Annotated in this window: 14 protein-coding genes and 1 pseudogene; 12 read left to right on the top strand and 3 right to left on the bottom strand. The window is 66.9% G+C overall.

Translation table 11 applies throughout. The annotated features are described in order from the left end of the window. Positions 1 to 120: 120 nt before the first annotated feature. The 3 genes and pseudogenes from H7K34_RS24445 to H7K34_RS24435 form a co-directional block, all read right to left on the bottom strand. Entirely contained in the window at positions 121 to 1,218 is a 1,098-nt protein-coding gene (locus H7K34_RS24445) for an inositol-3-phosphate synthase (RefSeq protein WP_264064559.1), read from the bottom strand. A 60-nt stretch (positions 1,219 to 1,278) separates the two neighbouring features. Then, positions 1,279 to 1,821: a PadR family transcriptional regulator gene (locus H7K34_RS24440; RefSeq protein ID WP_108921807.1), complete on the bottom strand. Its 543-nt coding sequence runs from the start codon at positions 1,819 to 1,821 to the stop codon at positions 1,279 to 1,281. Between the two features lie 149 nt (positions 1,822 to 1,970). Continuing rightward, positions 1,971 to 2,848, bottom strand: a pseudogene (locus H7K34_RS24435) (DUF1707 SHOCT-like domain-containing protein). A gap of 100 nt (positions 2,849 to 2,948) precedes the next feature. Here H7K34_RS24435 and H7K34_RS24430 point away from each other — a divergent pair. The 12 genes from H7K34_RS24430 to H7K34_RS24375 all read left to right on the top strand — a co-directional run bounded on the left by H7K34_RS24430 (position 2,949) and on the right by H7K34_RS24375 (position 16,576). Next, a complete protein-coding gene (locus H7K34_RS24430) occupies positions 2,949 to 3,383 on the top strand; it encodes a DUF5318 domain-containing protein (RefSeq protein ID WP_108922223.1) in 435 nt (144 codons plus the stop codon). Then, the gene (locus H7K34_RS24425; protein ID WP_372510849.1) at positions 3,376 to 5,952 is read left to right on the top strand and encodes a transglycosylase domain-containing protein; all 2,577 of its coding nucleotides are present in this window, start codon (positions 3,376 to 3,378) and stop codon (positions 5,950 to 5,952) included. Before H7K34_RS24430 ends, H7K34_RS24425 begins: the two co-directional genes overlap by 8 nt. After that, a complete protein-coding gene (locus tag H7K34_RS24420; protein WP_264064557.1) occupies positions 5,949 to 7,607 on the top strand; it encodes a glycosyltransferase family 87 protein in 1,659 nt (552 codons plus the stop codon). Before H7K34_RS24425 ends, H7K34_RS24420 begins: the two co-directional genes overlap by 4 nt. Next, a complete protein-coding gene (locus H7K34_RS24415) occupies positions 7,608 to 8,246 on the top strand; it encodes a DJ-1/PfpI family protein (protein WP_264064556.1) in 639 nt (212 codons plus the stop codon). It begins immediately after the preceding gene. Positions 8,247 to 8,401: 155 nt separating this feature from the next. Continuing rightward, complete coding sequence (locus H7K34_RS24410; protein WP_264064555.1) at positions 8,402 to 9,364, top strand: phosphate/phosphite/phosphonate ABC transporter substrate-binding protein; 963 nt, start codon at positions 8,402 to 8,404, stop codon at positions 9,362 to 9,364. After that, a complete protein-coding gene (phnC, locus tag H7K34_RS24405) occupies positions 9,319 to 10,149 on the top strand; it encodes a phosphonate ABC transporter ATP-binding protein (protein WP_264064554.1) in 831 nt (276 codons plus the stop codon). Before H7K34_RS24410 ends, phnC begins: the two co-directional genes overlap by 46 nt. A gap of 8 nt (positions 10,150 to 10,157) precedes the next feature. Further along, positions 10,158 to 11,795: a phosphonate ABC transporter, permease protein PhnE gene (phnE, locus tag H7K34_RS24400; RefSeq protein WP_264064553.1), complete on the top strand. Its 1,638-nt coding sequence runs from the start codon at positions 10,158 to 10,160 to the stop codon at positions 11,793 to 11,795. Positions 11,796 to 11,892: 97 nt separating this feature from the next. Further along, on the top strand, positions 11,893 to 12,642 hold the full coding sequence (locus H7K34_RS24395; protein ID WP_264064552.1) for a GntR family transcriptional regulator: 750 nt from the start codon (positions 11,893 to 11,895) through the stop codon (positions 12,640 to 12,642). Further along, positions 12,635 to 13,069, top strand: coding sequence for a phosphonate C-P lyase system protein PhnG (locus H7K34_RS24390; protein WP_264064551.1), 435 nt, complete (start codon positions 12,635 to 12,637; stop codon positions 13,067 to 13,069). Before H7K34_RS24395 ends, H7K34_RS24390 begins: the two co-directional genes overlap by 8 nt. Further along, a complete protein-coding gene (gene phnH, locus H7K34_RS24385; RefSeq protein WP_264064550.1) occupies positions 13,066 to 13,647 on the top strand; it encodes a phosphonate C-P lyase system protein PhnH in 582 nt (193 codons plus the stop codon). The genes H7K34_RS24390 and phnH overlap by 4 nt, the downstream gene beginning before the upstream one ends. After that, complete coding sequence (locus H7K34_RS24380) at positions 13,647 to 14,756, top strand: carbon-phosphorus lyase complex subunit PhnI (RefSeq protein ID WP_264064549.1); 1,110 nt, start codon at positions 13,647 to 13,649, stop codon at positions 14,754 to 14,756. The genes phnH and H7K34_RS24380 overlap by 1 nt, the downstream gene beginning before the upstream one ends. Beyond that, positions 14,753 to 16,576 carry an alpha-D-ribose 1-methylphosphonate 5-phosphate C-P-lyase PhnJ gene (locus tag H7K34_RS24375; RefSeq protein WP_264064548.1) on the top strand — a complete coding sequence of 608 codons (1,824 nt, stop codon included), beginning with the start codon at positions 14,753 to 14,755 and terminating at the stop codon, positions 16,574 to 16,576. The genes H7K34_RS24380 and H7K34_RS24375 overlap by 4 nt, the downstream gene beginning before the upstream one ends. Positions 16,577 to 16,581 lie beyond the last annotated feature (5 nt).

Below are 16,581 nucleotides of genomic sequence, written 5' to 3'. Positions count from 1 at the left end.
AGTCAACGCGGGAATGTCGGGGTATTTCGACCGTCACCGCGCACCCCGAAATCGTCAGCGCACACAAGTGTGGGGCGAAGCCGCGCACTGCGACCCCGCCCCACACCCGGTAAAAGCGAACTAGCCCTCGATGATGAACTCTTCGAGCTGCGTGCGCGCGACGTCGTCCGGCAGCTGCTTCGGGGGGCTCTTCATCAGGTAGGCAGACGCCGGGATCACCGGCCCGCCGATCCCGCGGTCCTTGGCGATCTTGGCCGCCCGCACCGCGTCGATGATGACGCCCGCCGAGTTGGGCGAGTCCCACACCTCGAGCTTGTACTCGAGATTCAGCGGTACGTCACCGAACGCGCGGCCTTCCAGTCGCACGTAGGCCCACTTGCGGTCGTCGAGCCAGCCGACGTGGTCGGACGGGCCGATGTGCACGTCCTTCGTCTTGAACTCGCGCTGCAGGTTAGAGGTCACGGCCTGCGTCTTGGAGATCTTCTTCGACTCGAGGCGCTCGCGCTCGAGCATGTTGAGGAAGTCCATGTTGCCGCCGACGTTGAGCTGCATGGTGCGGTCCAACTGGACACCGCGGTCCTCGAACAGCTTGGCCATCACGCGGTGCGTGATCGTCGCGCCGACCTGGCTCTTGATGTCGTCGCCGACGATCGGCACACCGGCGTCGGTGAACTTCTTGGCCCACACCGGGTCGGAGGCGATGAACACCGGCAGCGCGTTGACGAACGCCACGCCGGCATCGATCGCGCACTGCGCGTAGAACTTGTCGGCCTCCTCGGATCCCACCGGCAGGTAGGACACCAGCACGTCGACCTTGGCCTCACGCAGCACCTGGACCACGTGGACGGCTTCGGCGTCAGACACCTCGATGGTGTCTGCGTAGTACTTGCCGATGCCGTCGAGCGTCGGGCCGCGCTGCACCGTCACGTTGGTCGGCGGCACGTCGGCGATCTTGATCGTGTTGTTCTCCGACGCGAAGATCGCCTCCGACAGGTCGAACCCGACCTTCTTGGCGTCCACGTCGAACGCGGCCACGAACTTCACGTCGCGTACGTGATACTGGCCGAACTTCACGTGCATCAGCCCGGGCACGGTGCTGTTCGCGTCGGCGTCGTAGTAGTACTGCACGCCCTGAACCAACGAGGACGCGCAGTTACCGACGCCGACAATGGCGACTCGTACCTCGGTCGACGCCTCGGGTGCGTTGTGCTGACTCATAGGGCGTTCTCCTTACCTCAATTACCTATGTCTCGGGGGTTGCTGATTTCGTGCGAGGGTCTATGTCTGCTCGGTGAGGCCGGGCGCGGCCCGCTCCGCGGCGATGAGCTCGTTGAGCCACTTCACTTCGCGCTCACTGGACTCGAGCCCGAGTTGATGGAGCTGACGCGTGTAGCGGTCGAGCGAATTGCTGGCCCGCGCCACGGCGTCGCGCAAACCTTCCCGGCGCTCTTCGACCTGCCGGCGGCGACCTTCGAGGATCCGCATCCGGGCCTCCGCCGGGGTGCGATTGAAGAACGCCAGATGCACGCCGAAGCCGTCGTCGGTGTAGTTGTGCGGACCGGTGTCGGCCACCAGCTCGCCGAAACGCTGCCGGCCCGTCTCGGTCAGCTCGTAGACCCGACGAGCCCGCCGGACCGGAGTACCGGCCGGCGCCGCATTCTCGGCGATCAACCCGTCCGCCTGCATGCGCCGCAGCGCCGGGTAGAGCGAACCGTAGGAAAAAGCCCGGAACGCGCCGAGTAGGCCGGTCAGCCGCTTGCGCAACTCATAGCCATGCATCGGCGACTCGATGAGGAGGCCAAGGATGGCGAGTTCCAGCATCGAGTCACCTCCTTTGCATCACTGGTTACGACGGGCCGACGCCTCGCGTCATAGTATCGCTCCGATATATTAGCCACAACACCACCGAGTGTTGGCATGCAGTTAGTCACCGGGACCGGATGGACTAAACGGCAGCAGCCTGGACCGCCTCAGCTGGAGGGGTAGCTCACTCGCTTGACGGTGCCGTCACTGGCGAAATCGATCGAACCGCCGCCGTAATCGCTGGACACGTACACCGACAGGGTCAGCGTTCCGGGGCGGTCGGGTCTTTGGCCGGTTCGATGATCAGGTACGTCGACTTGACGTCGGACGCCTTGATGCCCAGCGTCTCGGGGGCCCCGCGCATGATGCCGACCACCGCCTTGACGTCGAACTTGCCCAGGTCGGCCGTGACGGACTTGGAGTCGGTCTTGGCGGAGGTGGTCGGGTCGCCCCAGCCGCCGCGGTAGTCGTAGTCCAGCACCCGTCGGTCGTCGGACGGGTCCGGACGGTAGAAGCTGGCATAGGTGGGGTAGACCAGCAGCCGGTAGCCGACGGTGTCGCCGAACTTCTTGCGGGCCTGCTCCAGCAGGCCGGTGAGCCCCCCGAGTGACTGCAGTTGCTTGGGCGGCGTCAGCACCACGGCCGCGACGCCGTCCGGCTTGGCGCCCGGGTCGCTGGTGAAGTCCAGCGGTGAGCTGGTGTTCCCGTACAGCCCCCAGCCCAGGCCCATACCGAACAGCACCGACACCACCAACGCGGCGATCGCGAGGCCCCGCCCGCGAACTCTCGGCAGCGCCGTCGACTTTGCCGCCCGCAGCCGCGCGGGCGTGTGGTTGCCCTGCAGATCTGACACCAGCACCTTCAAATCACCCAAAGTCACGGCATTGGTTGCCTTGCTGACGCGCTCGCGGTGTTCCTCGCCGGACAGCTCGCCGTCGCTGAGTGCGTTGTCGAGCACCGCACACGTCTCTTGCCGGTCAGTGTCTTTGGCGCGGGTTGCGGTTGTCACACCGCCGCCGAGTGGTGCGCCCAGCCATTTCGCCATGGAGAAGATCGTAGAAGTCAGCTGTCGATACCGCGGCGCAGCGGCGCCGACGGCGTTGGTTGCGTGTCGGCGGCACCGATGGCGACGTACTCTGGTGAACGTGCGACTGCAGCGACAAGTGGTGGACTACGCGCTTCGGCGGCGCTCGCTGCTGGCCGAGGTGTACTCGGGCCGCACGGGTGTGTCCGAGGTGTGTGATGCGAACCCTTATTTGCTGCGCGCCGCGAAATTTCACGGCAAAACCAGCCAGGTGATGTGCCCGATCTGCCGAAAGGAGCAGCTCACTCTGGTGTCGTGGGTGTTCGGCGATCACCTGGGTCCGGTGTCGGGTTCGGCCCGCACGGCAGAAGAGCTGATCATGCTAACGACCAAGTTCGCCGAGTTCTCGGTCCACGTGGTCGAGGTGTGCCGAACCTGCAGCTGGAATCACCTAGTCAAGTCGTATGTGCTCGGCGCGGAACGCCCGGCGCCTTCCCCTAAGGGGACCCGGTCCACGCGGACGGCACGCAACGGCGCCCGCACGGCCATTGAATAACGAAGGGCGCCACGATCAGTCGTCCGACGACCCGAAGAATGGGCCCGCGACTGAGCGTATGGGCAAGGACGCTAACCCCGATCGTCCGGACGATTCCGACCGTCCGGCGCACCGCGCCGACGCCGGGACTCGGCGCCGGGTTCCTCCCGACGACCGGCTGACGACGATCCTGCCGCCGGTCGTCGATGATCGGGCTCCTCGGCAGTCCGATCCCATCGACCAGGTCAGGGCGGCGCTGGACGGCCCGGTGGCCAAGCCCCGGGACGCGATCGAAGAAGTGAAGGCCGCCCTCGATGGCCGCTCGAGCACCCCGCCGCGGCGCGACCGCACGCTCTCGGGTCAGCCGCCCGACGGACCCCCGCCGCCACCGCGACGGGCCGGTGCGGCCGGCGACCCCGATGTGCCGAGCCACCGGGCTCCCGCACCGGCGGTGGACTGGAGCTGGGTCGAGCAGATCAACTGGCGGTGGGTGCGGCGCGCGGCCTACCTGACCGCGGCCGTGCTGATCCTGTTGCCGATCGTCACGTTCACGATGGCGTATTTCATCGTCGACATCCCCAAGCCCGGAAACATCCGCACCAACCAGGTCTCGACCATCCTGGCCAGCGACGGTTCGGAGATCGCGAGAATCGTTCCGCCCGAGGGCAATCGGATTGACGTCAACATCAGCCAGGTACCGGTGCACGTCCGCCAGGCCGTCATCGCCGCCGAGGACCGAAACTTCTATTCGAACCCGGGTTTCGACTTCAGCGGGTTTGCGCGTGCCGCGCAGAACAACTTGTTCGGCAACGGCGATCTGCAGGGCGGGTCGACGATCACGCAGCAATACGTGAAGAACGCGCTCGTCGGCTCCGCGCAGCACGGGTTCGCTGGCCTGCTGCGCAAGTCCAAGGAACTCGTCATCGCCACCAAGATGTCGGGGGAGTGGTCCAAAGACGAAGTGCTGCAGGCCTACCTGAACATCATCTACTTCGGGCGCGGTGCCTACGGGATTTCGGCGGCGTCCAAGGCCTACTTCGACAAGCCCGTCGACCAGCTGAGCGTCTCCGAGGGCGCGCTGTTGGCGGCGCTGATTCGCCGGCCGTCCTCGCTGGACCCCGCCGTGGATCCCAAGGGCGCCGAGGCCCGTTGGAACTGGGTGCTCGATGGGATGGTCGAAACCAAGGCCTTGTCGGCGAACGATCGTGCGGCACAGACGTTTCCCCAGACCGTCCCGCCCGACCAGGCTCGGGCGCAGAACCAGACTACCGGCCCCAATGGCCTGATCCAGCGTCAGGTCACCAAAGAACTGATGGAACTGTTCAACATCGACGAGCAGACCCTGAACACCCAGGGCCTGCAGATCACCACCACGATCGATCCGAAGGCCCAGCAGGCCGCCGAGAAGGCGGTGTCGAAATACCTTGACGGGCAAGACCCCGACATGCGCTCGGCGGTGGTGTCCATCGACCCGCACAACGGCGCCGTCCGCGCTTACTACGGCGGCTCGGACGCCAACGGCTTCGACTTCGCTCAGGCCGGGCTGCAGACCGGATCGTCGTTCAAGGTGTTCGCGTTGATTGCCGCACTCGAGCAGAACATCGGCCTGGGCTTCCAGGTCGACAGCTCGCCGCTGACCGTCGACGGCATCAAAATCACCAACGTCGACGGTGAGAACTGTGGCACCTGCAATATCGCCGAGGCGCTCAAGATGTCGCTGAACACCGCCTACTACCGGCTGATGCTCAAGCTCAAGAACGGACCCCAGGCCGTCGCCGACGCCGCATTCCAGGCCGGCATCGCCAAGAGTTTCCCCGGTGTTCCGCACACGCTGTCCGAGGATGGCAAGGGCGGGCCGCCCAACAACGGAATTGTGCTGGGCCAGTATCAAACTCGGCCGGTCGACATGGCCTCGGCGTACGCCACGCTGGCCGCTTCGGGCGTCTACCATCCGCCGCATCTGGTGCAAAAGGTCGTCAACGCCGACGGCCAAGTGCTTTTCGACGCCGGCAACTCCGACAAGGGCGCCGACCAACGCATCGACAAGGCGGTCGCCGACAACACCACCGCCGCCATGCAGCCGATCGCCTCCTATTCGCGGGGCCACAACTTGGCGGGTGGCCGGGCATCGGCGGCCAAGACCGGCACGGTGCAGCTGGGCGAGACCCAAGCCAACAAGGACGTGTGGATGGTCGGCTACACCCCGTCATTGTCGACGGCGGTGTGGGTGGGGACCGTTCAGGACAATGTGCCTCTGGTAACCGCTTCGGGCGCAGAGGTTTACGGCTCGGGCCTGCCATCCGATATTTGGAAGTCGACGATGGACGGCGCGCTGAAGGGCACCTCCAACGAAACCTTCCCCAAGCCGACCGAGATCGGCGGCTACGCGGGTGTACCCGTACCGCCACCGCCGCCACCGCCGCCGTCGGAGACCGTCATCCAGCCGACAATCGAGGTGGCACCGGGCATCACCATCCCGGTCGGACCGCCCACCACGATCACCGTGGCACCGCCGCCCCCGCCGGGAGCGCCGCCGGGACAGTTCGGACCGCCGTCGCCGGCGCCGCCATTCGGGCAACCGCCACCGTGACCGGCGCTGGGGAAGACAGCGGCACGATTTCCCCGCGGCCGCTGGCCGACGATCTGCGCAGCGCGGACAACCGCGATTGCCCCAGCCACACCGACTCTTTGGGCGCTGCGTTCGCCGATGCCATCGGCGGTCCGGTGGGCCGGCACGCGCTGGTCGGCCGTGCCCGGTGGATGACGCCGGTGCGGGTGATGTTCATGATCGCCCTGGTGTTCATGGCGCTGGGCTGGTCGACGAAGGCGGCGTGTCTGCAGAGCAGCGGTACCGGAACCGGGGACCAGCGCGTCGCCAACTGGGACAACCAGCGTGCCTACTACGAGTTGTGCTACTCGGACACGGTGCCGCTGTATGGCGCGGAGTTGTTGAACCAGGGCAGGTTTCCGTACAAGTCGAGCTGGGTCGAGACCGATTCCAGCGGTGCCGCGCAGACCCGTTACGACGGCAAGCCCGCGGTGCGCTACATGGAGTATCCGGTGCTGACCGGGGTCTACCAGTACGTGTCGATGGCCCTGGCCAAGACCTACACCGCAATGAGCAAGCTGGCGGCGCTGCCGGTGATCGCGGAGGTGGTGATGTTCTTCGACATCGCCGCGTTCGGGCTGGCGCTGGCCTGGCCGGCGACCGTGTGGGCGACGGCGGGCCTGTCCGGTCGCCGCATCTGGGACGCGGCGCTGGTGGCCGCCTCGCCGCTGCTGATCTTTCAGATATTCACCAATTTCGATGCGCTCGCAACGGGATTCGCGATGGGCGGGTTGCTGGCCTGGGCGCGGCGTAAACCGGTGCTGGCCGGTGTGCTGATCGGCTTGGGCGCCGCGGCCAAGCTGTATCCGCTGCTGTTCCTGGGTCCGATGCTGATGCTGGGCATCCGGACGGGCCGCCTGGGTGCGCTGGTCCGTACGGCGGGAGCCGCCGTGCTGACCTGGGTGCTGGTGAATCTGCCTGTGCTGGTGCTCTTTCCGAGGGGATGGTCGGAGTTCTTCCGGCTCAACGCCCGCCGCGGCGACGACATGGACTCGGTGTACAACGTCATCAAGTCGTTCACCGGCTGGAACGGCTTCGATCCGAAACTAGGCTTCTGGGAGCCGCCCACGGTGCTCAACGCCGTCGTCGCGGCGTTGTTCGTCGCATGTTGTGCGGCAATCGCTTACATCGCTTTCACCGCGCCGCAGCGGCCCCGGTTGACGCAGCTGTTGTTTCTGGTCGTCGCTGCGTTCCTGTTGACTAACAAGGTGTGGAGCCCGCAGTTCTCGCTGTGGTTGGTGCCGCTGGCGGTGCTGGCATTGCCGCATCGACGGGTGCTGCTGGCGTGGATGACGATCGATGCGCTGGTCTGGGTGCCGCGGATGTACTACCTGTACGGCAACCCGAATCGTTCGCTACCTGAACAGTTTTTCACCACGACGGTGTTGCTGCGCGACATCGCGGTCGTTGCGCTATGCGCGCTGGTGATCCGCCAGATCTACCGGCCCGACGAAGATCTGGTGCGCTGGGACGGCCGCGTGGACGATCCGGCGGGCGGGCCGTTCGACCGCGCCCCCGACGCGCCGCCGCGATGGCTGCCCGACTGGCTGCGTCCGGCCCGGTCGCGACGGCAGGTAAGGCCGGCGCCCTCACGCGACACCGACATTGAACTCGAGACGGCAACAAGGCAGGCGTAAATGCTGGTCGCAATCCCGTTATTCCCACGCTTCACCGCACTCGATGCCATTGGGCCTTACGAAGCGCTGCAACGCATTCCGTCGATCGATGTGACATTCGTCGGGCACCGCCGCGGTGAGGTACGCACGGACAACGGCATGCTCGGCGTCGCCTGCGACGCCAGCTTCGACGAGATCAGCGCCCCCGACGTGGTGGTGGTGCCCGGCGGCATCGGCACACGTCGGCTGCTTGACGATGAGCCGATCCGGGGTTGGCTACAAGCGGTACACCCGACCACGACATTCACCACTTCGGTGTGTACGGGTGCGCTGTTGCTCGCAGCCGCGGGATTGCTCGACGGGTTGACCGCGACCACGCATTGGCGGGCCGTGGATCTGCTCAACGAGATGGGTGCACGCTACGTGCCCGATCGGGTCGTCGAGCATCTACCTGAGCGCATCATCACCGCCGCGGGGGTGTCCAGCGGCATTGACATGGGCTTGCGGCTGGCCGAGCTTCTCGTCGACCGGGTGGCCGCGCAGGCCGCTCAGCTGCTGATCGAATACGACCCGCAGCCGCCGTTCGATTCCGGTGCGCTCGCCAAGGCCGACGAGGCGACCAAGGCCCGCGCCGAGGAATACCAGCGCCACCGGCAGTAATCCACGCCACACACTTCGGCGCTCGTGCGGTCGAGTGGTGCTACTTCACAACCGAAGTTCGTCCCCTGGTAACCATTTGGTCCCCTCGCCTGCACCGCCCTTCAGAAGCATCTGGACGACTGCTCTGCTGCTGCTTGGCGAAAAGGAGAATCCGGATGCTAGCTCGCCCTCGAGGCTCCCTCGGCCTGGCCGCGATCGCGGTGCTGGCGACGGTGTTGCTGGCGGCGTGTGGTCAAAGCGCCAGCGCGGGCCGAAGCGGCGGTGGGCCCGGCGGCCGCAACCCCGGCGAGCTGGTCTTCGCCGCCGTCCCGTCAGAGAACGCGCAGAGCCTGCAACAGGCCTACCAGCCGCTGATCACGTTGCTGCAGAAGGCAACCGGCAAGACGATCCGGTTCCAAAGTGCCACTAGTTACTCGTCGGCCATCGAGGCGCAGCGCGCCGACAAGGCCGACTTCGTCCAGTACGGCCCGTTCTCGTTGGTCACCGCGCAGAACAGCGGGGTCAAGGTCACCCCGATCGCCGCGGAGACGGTTGCCAAGGGCACCCCTCCCGGTTACCACTCCTACGGCATCACGCGGCCCGGTACCGGCATCAACAGCATCGCCGACTTCAGGGGCAAGAAGATCTGCTTCGTCGACCTGAACTCGACGTCGGGCTACCTGTACCCGTCGGCGGCGTTGATCAACGCGGGCATCGACCCGAACAAGGATGTCACCCAGGTGATTTCCGGTGGTCACGATGCGTCGGCCCTGTCGGTGCTCAACGGCCAGTGCGACGCCGGCTTTGCTCAGGAAAGCATGATCGACACAACGTTGCCGGGTAAGGGCCAGCTCAAGCCGGGCCAGCTGAACGTGGTGTGGAAGTCCGATCTGATTCCCGGCTCGCCGATCGGGATTAGCGACGACCTTGCTCCCGACCTCAAGTCCAAGATCATCAACGCGTTCGGCAACGCCAATGTCGACTACATGAACGCCAACGGCATCTGCACCCCGGCGTGCGCGCACCTCGGTGAAGTCAACGGCTGGGGATATGCGACGGTGGACAACTCGTTCTACGACAGTGTTCGCAAGGTATGCCAAACGACCCACGCCAAACAGTGCGCGGGACAGCAATCGTGACTGCGGATGAGGCGGTCCGATTACAGTGCGTGACAAAGTGTTTCGGACCCGAGATCCGAGCGCTCGACAATATCTCGCTGACGGTGGCGCCCGGTGAGATAGCTGTCCTGCTCGGGCTGTCCGGGTCGGGCAAATCCACCCTGCTGCACCACGTCGACGGTCTGCAGCGGCCATCCGCCGGTACGGTCACCGTGCTGGGCACGGACGTGGGCGGTGCGTCGGGTGCCGAACTTCGCCGTCTGCGCCGGCGGGTCGGCTTCGTGTTCCAGCACTTCCACCTGGTTGGCAGCCTCAGCGTGCTGGAGAACGTATGCACCGGCGCGTTGGGCCGGCTGCGCTGGCCCCGGCTCGGACTCTTCAGTTACCCCCGGGACACGCGCCGCGAGGCGCTGGGCCATCTGGATCGGGTTGGCTTGCTGGACCGGGCTTTTCAACGTGCGGACACGCTCTCCGGCGGCCAGCAACAGCGGGTCGCGGTGGCTCGTGCGCTGATGCAGCGCCCGGAGATCCTGCTCGCCGACGAGCCGGTGGCGTCGCTCGATCCGGAGTCGGCCGCCCAGGTGATGCAGCTGATCCGGGAGATCAGCACCGAGGAGCGACTCACCGTGCTGTGCAGCCTGCACCAGGTTGCACTCGCGCTGAACTGGGGCGACCGGGTGATCGGGCTGCGGGCCGGGCAGGTGGTGTTGGATCGGCCGGTGGCGGACCTCGACCACGACGATGCGATGGCGCTGTACGCCAACGTGAATGTGGACCCGCTGCTCGTCGCCGGCGTCCCTGCGTGACCTCGTGCGTGACCACTGAAACCGTCTCGCGGACTCAGCGCACACTGCGGCCGCCGCGGCCCAAGAGCACGGCGGCCTGGCTGGCCATCGCAGTCTTGGCGCTGGTCGGTTGCTGGGCTGTTGCCGACTTGCGGATCAATGCCGCGACCTCCCTCGAGGGCGCTCGTAACGCGGTGGATTTCGCGGGACGCATGCTGCCGCTGGACTTCCCGCCCGTTGGCGAGCTGTTGCAGCTGTGCGGTCAGACGCTCGCGATCGTCATATCGGCAACGGTGTTATCCGTGCTGATCAGTGTTCCGCTGGCGATCCTGGCCGCGGCCAACACCACACCCGGTATCGGGGCCCGGTTCGGTGCGCGCACCCTGATCGTGATGGTTCGGGCGATCCCCGATGTGGTGATGGCCATCGTGTTCTTCCGGATCTTCGGGCTCGGCGCGATGACCGGCGTGCTGGCGATGGGACTGCATTCGGTGGGTATGGTCGCCAAGCTCTACGCCGACGCGATCGAGCACATCGACGAGGGGCCCCGGGCGGCGATTCGCGCCAGCGGCGCGGGTGCGGGGCAGCAGCTGATGTCGGGCGTGCTGCCGCAAGTGCTGCCGGCGTTCGTGGCGACCGCACTGCACCGCCTCGACATCAATCTGCGGATCTCGGTGCTGCTGGGTTTCGTCGGCGTCAACGGCCTTGGCTACGCGATAGCCACGGCATTCAAGCAACTGGACTACCGGCGCGGGATGGCGCTGGCCGCAATCGTTCTCGTGCTGTGCATCCTGGTCGAGCTGATGTCGGGAGCAATCCGGCGGGCGTTGCTGCGCAACACCGACGGGCGATCGGTGTGTAGCGGCGCGCCGCTACACACCGGCGATCAGGTCAGCCAGCCCTGGACGGCCCCGCGGTTGCGCCGCGCCGGGTACGGCGCGCTGACCGTGCTGGTGGTGCTGATGGCCGCGGCGGGCGCGGACCTCAACCCGATCCACTTCCTGGATTCATTGCAAAGTATCGGTAGGAATGCCGGACTGTTCTGGCCGCCGGACACCGCGGGCATCTTCGGAAAGCTGTGGTCCGATCTGTGGGTGACGGTCAAGATCGCGCTGGGTGCCACGGTGATCGGCGCCGTGCTGGCATTGCCCATCGGCTGCCTGGCTGCCCGCAATGTCGCACCGAATCCCCATGTTGCCCAGATGTTCCGGATCTTCGTGGTGGTGATCCGCGGCATCCCGGAATTGGTGCTGGCAGTGGTATTCGTGGTGATAACCGGGCTCGGTGCGGTAGCGGGCACGCTGGCGTTGACCGTTGGCAGCATCGGGCTGCTGGGCAAACTGGTAGCCGATTCGCTGGAAGAAATCGATCCGGGTCCCCAGCAGGCCGTCCGCGCGACGGGCGCGGGTCGCTGGCAGGTGTTCGCCGCCGGAACACTGCCGCAGGCCGCACCAAGTTTCGTCGGGCACGTGCTCTACCAGCTCGATGTGAACATCCGCGCGGCTACCCTGCTCGGCATCGTCGGGGCCGGTGGCATCGGCTTCGATCTCCTTAGCGGTGCGCAGATCCTCGAATTCGGCTTGGTCACAACGATCTTGCTGATGGTGTTCGTCACCGTGCTGGCGGTGGAAGCGCTGGCGGTATGGCTGCGACACGAGGTGAGCTGAGCGGCGGGTAACAAGTGTGCGCGATGTTCACCTGCAGGGGCGCCGACGTTGGCCACGGCGAAGTTGTTCGGACAACCTTGCCAACCAACGTGGTGACGTGACCTCAGCGCGGTATATGGACATTGCCGATCAGCTGGCCAGCGAGCTGGCCGCATGCAAGCCCGGCACCCGGGTGGCCAGTGAGCCCGAACTCGCCAACCGGTTCGGTGTCGGCCGCGCCGCGGCACGCTCGGCTTTGCAGGAATTGGAGCGCCGACTGTTGGTCCGCCGCATCCAGGGGGCGGGGACCTTCGTCAATCGGCGCATCGACTACGTGATCTCGCGGACCAAGCCGCCGTCCTGGCATGCCACGGTGATCGCGAGCGGCGCCACTCCGCGCTCGCAGACCAAGGAGGTGCAGCGGATCGGGCTGGCCGCCGAGGAGTCGGATCAGCTGGGCTGGCCCGCGGGCACCCCGATGTACCGGATCGTGCGGCACTTCTTCATCGACGACCTGCTGGCCTCGGTCACTCGGGAGCTGGTCCCGGTCGAGGCCGCGACCAATCTGGACGTCGCGCTGCAGAGCGTGGAGTCGGTGAACATCGTGCTGTGCCAGCTCGGTGGTTTGCGGCCGGTGCGGGCGTGGTGCCGCGCGAGTTTGGACATCCCGCCCCGCGATGTGCTGCGGTCCCTCGGCATCGAGGCCAGCGACCCGGTGTGGCGGATCGACAGCATCAGCCGTGACGCCGAGAACGGTTGCGTGCTCTTGAGCAGCAGCGCATGGACCCGCGCCGACGCGGTGCGGGTGGTGGTCGAACTCGAAGACACCACCGCGGTGGGCGCCACATCGGGAGAACACCGTGAGTGATTCGTTGAACCGGGCGCGACGCTGCGGGTTGCTGGCCCAGGCCGAGATGGAGGAGCTGCGGGTGCTGGCCGATGCCTGTCTGGCCGACGGTGCCGATGTGCGTGTACTCGTCGCACCCGAGGTCGGATTGGTATCGACGCAGATTCGTGAGCCGGTCGCGGGTGAACGGTTTCTGCTCGGCGACGTGCTGGCCTGCCGCGCCGAGGTGGAACTGGCGGGTCACCGCGGCTGGGCGATGCGGGTCGGCGACGATCGGGTCGCCGTCCTGGCTGCCGCCGTGCTCGACGCCGAGGTCGAGGCGGGTCGGCCGCATGCCGCCGAAGTCGACCGGCTGTGCTGCGCGGTCGCCGCCCGCCAAGCCGAGCAGCAGCACCGCGAATGGGCAGAGCTAGCCCCCACCGTCGTCGAATTCGAGGACTTGAGGTGACCGCGTCGAGGGTGACCGCACTGCGCTCGGCCGACTCGCAGCAGGTCTTTCGGGCGGTGCTGGAGGCGCTGGCCCGGCCCGGAACCCCGTTGGCACTGCCCAGCGAACCGCTGTGCGTGCTGGCGCCGGCCGTTGCTGTGATCGTCGCGCTGGCCGACTCGACCACCGGGGTGTGCGTTCTGGAGAACCCCGATGACCGTTGGGCCGACGCGATCGCCACCGCGGCCGCGGCACCGGCCTGGCCGGCCGAGATGGCGCGATTGGTGGCTGCGGTCAGACCGGTCAGCACCGACGAGGTTCGCGGCTTCACCCGCGGGTCGGTCCAGGCACCCGAGGACGCCGCACTGGTGGCACTCGGCGTGCGCGATGTGCACGGTGGCCCCGGCCGGTGGACGCTGTCGGGTCCGGGCGTTTGCGGTACCGCGACCCTCGCGCCCCAGGGCCTGCCCGCCGGATTCGTCGCCGCTCGCGCCGAGGCGGTCGGCGCACACCCGGCCGGCATCGACGTCCTACTGGTGACCGACGACGGGCGCGTCGTCGGTCTGCCGCGCACCACGACGATCACCGAGGAGAACTAGTGGGCTACTCAGGAGCGCGCGGTGGATTGGACGCCATTCTCGCCGCGGAGGATCTGGTGCGCCGGGCGCGCGATTTCGCGCCGGTTCCGTGGGCAAGCACCGAGCAGATCGTCGCGCGTTTCCGGCTCGCGGTCGACCGGGTGATGGGCGAGGCGGGTCTGTTCGACGAAGCCGCCGCGGCGGCCGCGCTTCGCCAGGCCGAAGGCGACTCGCTGGAGGCTGCGCACCTGCTGCGCGCGCACCGCTCGACGCTGCCCCGTCTTGCGGTCAGCGAGCCGGTCGACCCCGACCGGATCACGATCATGCGCCGCATCGTGCCGGCCTTCCGCGAGCCTGACGGGCCGCAACTGCTGGGCCGCACCACCGACTACACCCGCAGGCTGTTGGACAAGTCGGGCACCGCTCCCGCGCCGCCGGCCGAGGAGCAGCCGGTTCCGACGTCGCCGCGCACCGCGGAGCAGCGCAGCCCGCGGCGATTCCTCGACCTGCTGCGCGAGGCCGGTCTGATCGTCGACCATCGCACCGGCGACGACCCGGAACCCTTTGACATCAGCCGTGTTCCGCCCCGGCCTCCAGCGCCGCGCTCGGCGGCGCTCGCGGCGATGGCGCGAGCTGAGACCGGCGCACTTGTCGCGCTGTGGTACCGGTCGATCCTGGGCCCCGACGGTGACATTCACGAGGTCACTCTCGGTGAGGTGCGGCACGGACGGTTGCCGTTAGAGGTCACGCATCCACATACCGGCGAGCCGGTGACGGTCGGTGAGTTCCGGATCACCGAAGCCGAGGCCATCGAGGATCTTGATGGTGCCGAGGAGGACCGCAGCCGGTTCGACGTCGGGTACGGAATGTGCTTCGGGCACAACGAACGTAAGGCCATCGCAATGGCAAACCTGGACATCGCCAACCGCCGGTTCGGCCGGTCCGGCCCGCTCGAACAGTTACTGCTGATGACCACCGATGGGCTGGACTCCGGCGGATTCCTGGAGCACCTCAAACTCCCGCACTATGTGACCTTCCGCTCCATGGTGGAACGCAAACAAGCGCTGCAGGCCGCAGGCGAACCGCGAAGCGCGCGAGTTCCCGAGCCGGCCGGAAAGGAGTGCGAATGACCACGACAACCGAATTACTTACCGGATCAAGCGATTACGAGGCGCCGCCGGAAATCCTGGACGAAAGCGGCAAACGCGAGATCCGCCGTGCCGCGCTGACCGCGATCTGCGTGCCGGGGTATCAGGTGCCGTTCGGATCGCGGGAAATGCCGGTTGCGCGCGGCTGGGGTTCGGGCGGCCTGCAGGTGACGCTGGCGGTGATCGGCGCCGGCGATACCGTCAAGGTCATCGACCAGGGCGACGACGGCGGCGTCAACGCCACCAACTTACGCCGGCTGATCGCGTCCACCACCGGATGCGCCGAGTCGGCCGACACCCGGGAATCGACCGTGGTCCAGACCCGCCATCGCATCCCGGAGGAAGCCCTGTCGGCGGGCGATCTGCTGGTGTATCAGGTTCCGGTGCCCGAGCCACTGCGCAAGGTGCAGAAATCGGTCGCCGAGTGTCAGCGCATGCACGCCGAAAACGATTACGCCGCAATGTGGGTGGGCCTTTATGAGGACATCGTCCGTAATGGCATGATCACCCGCACCACGGGCTATCCGGTGCTGGTGGCCGGGCGATACGTGATGGCTACCACGCCGATTCCGCGCTGGGACGTACCGCGGCTGCATCGCAGCGAGCAGATCAACCTGTTCGGCGCCGGGCGCGAGAAGCGGATCTACGCGGTCCCGCCGCACACCGACGTGATCCCGTTGACGTTCGACGATGTGCCATTCGAGGTGGAGTATTCACCCGGTGCGCGGTGCAGGCTGTGTGGCAGTGACGACGTGTTCCTGGTAGAGGCAGGGGCCGCAGGCGGTTTCGTGTGCAGCGATACCGAGTGGTGTGCCCGCGTGCGCGCCGGGAACGCCGACCGCGCGGCACATCGCAAGCGTGCGCCGCTGCACCTATTGCCCGATCCGCGGCGCCGTGCCGGGGCCTCGGCACGGTTGACTACCAGGCCAACCCCGACGCACCGCAGCGAAATGCGGGTGGGCGGCCGCGAATGGATGCTGCGAGTCGATTCGATCGGCAAGGTGCACGGCACCGGCGGTGTGTATGCGGTCGATGGCACCGGGCCCGAGTACGGCACCGCGATCAGCCCGAACACCGGCGCGGTTGTGGCCGCCTGGGATGTGTCGTTCGATGTCGCACCCGGTGAGGCGCTGGGTGTGATTGGGGAATCCGGATCGGGGAAGTCGACCGTACTGGCGTGCGTCATCGGAAACGAAAGCGCGACAGCAGGTTCGGTGCACCTGGCGACTGTCGACGACGGTGTTACCGACCTGCTCCTGCTGCCCGACGCGCAGCGCCGCCGACTGCGCGTCGACACGATGGCGGCGGTACACCAGAACCCCGCCGATGGTCTCGACCTGCGGATCAGTGCCGGCGGTAACGTCGCAGAACGGCTCACCGCGGCGGGTTGGCGCGGCTACCATGACATCCGCGACCGAGCCGCCGAACTCCTTGAGCGGGTCGAGGTTCCGTTATCCCGGATGGACGATCCGGTGGGGACGTTCTCCGGCGGCATGCGGCAACGCGTGCAGATCGCCAAGGCGCTGGCGACCGAACCGCCGGTATTGCTGCTGGACGAGCCGACCACCGGGCTGGACGCATCGGTAGCCGCCGGTGTGCTCGACCTGCTGCGGGGATTGCTGTTTGAACGCAATATCGCGGCAGTCGTTGTCAGCCACGACTTCTCGGTGATCGAGGCGCTGACCGACCGCGCCGTTGTCATGCAGCTGGGCAGGGTGATCGAACGAGGCCTGACCGATCAGCTGTTCTGTGACCCGCATCAGCCCTACACACAGCGGCTCGTTGCCGCGGCCAGGAGGTGATCGCG

This window comes from Mycobacterium montefiorense (assembly GCF_025823255.1).
Taxonomy (GTDB): domain Bacteria; phylum Actinomycetota; class Actinomycetes; order Mycobacteriales; family Mycobacteriaceae; genus Mycobacterium; species Mycobacterium montefiorense.
The sequence above is the reverse complement of the archived record's forward strand: the minus strand, read 5'-3'. Positions and strand labels throughout refer to the sequence as shown.

Excerpts from the sequence above, each read along its gene's own strand:
- H7K34_RS24445 (WP_264064559.1), bottom strand. The coding sequence starts at position 1,218 with ATGAGTCAGCACAACGCACCCGAGGCGTCGACCGAGGTACGAGTCGCC.
- H7K34_RS24440 (WP_108921807.1), bottom strand. The coding sequence starts at position 1,821 with ATGCTGGAACTCGCCATCCTTGGCCTCCTCATCGAGTCGCCGATGCAT.
- H7K34_RS24415 (WP_264064556.1), top strand. The coding sequence starts at position 7,608 with ATGCTGGTCGCAATCCCGTTATTCCCACGCTTCACCGCACTCGATGCC.
- H7K34_RS24410 (WP_264064555.1), top strand. The coding sequence starts at position 8,402 with ATGCTAGCTCGCCCTCGAGGCTCCCTCGGCCTGGCCGCGATCGCGGTG.
- phnC (WP_264064554.1), top strand. The coding sequence starts at position 9,319 with ATGCCAAACGACCCACGCCAAACAGTGCGCGGGACAGCAATCGTGACT.
- H7K34_RS24375 (WP_264064548.1), top strand. The coding sequence starts at position 14,753 with ATGACCACGACAACCGAATTACTTACCGGATCAAGCGATTACGAGGCG.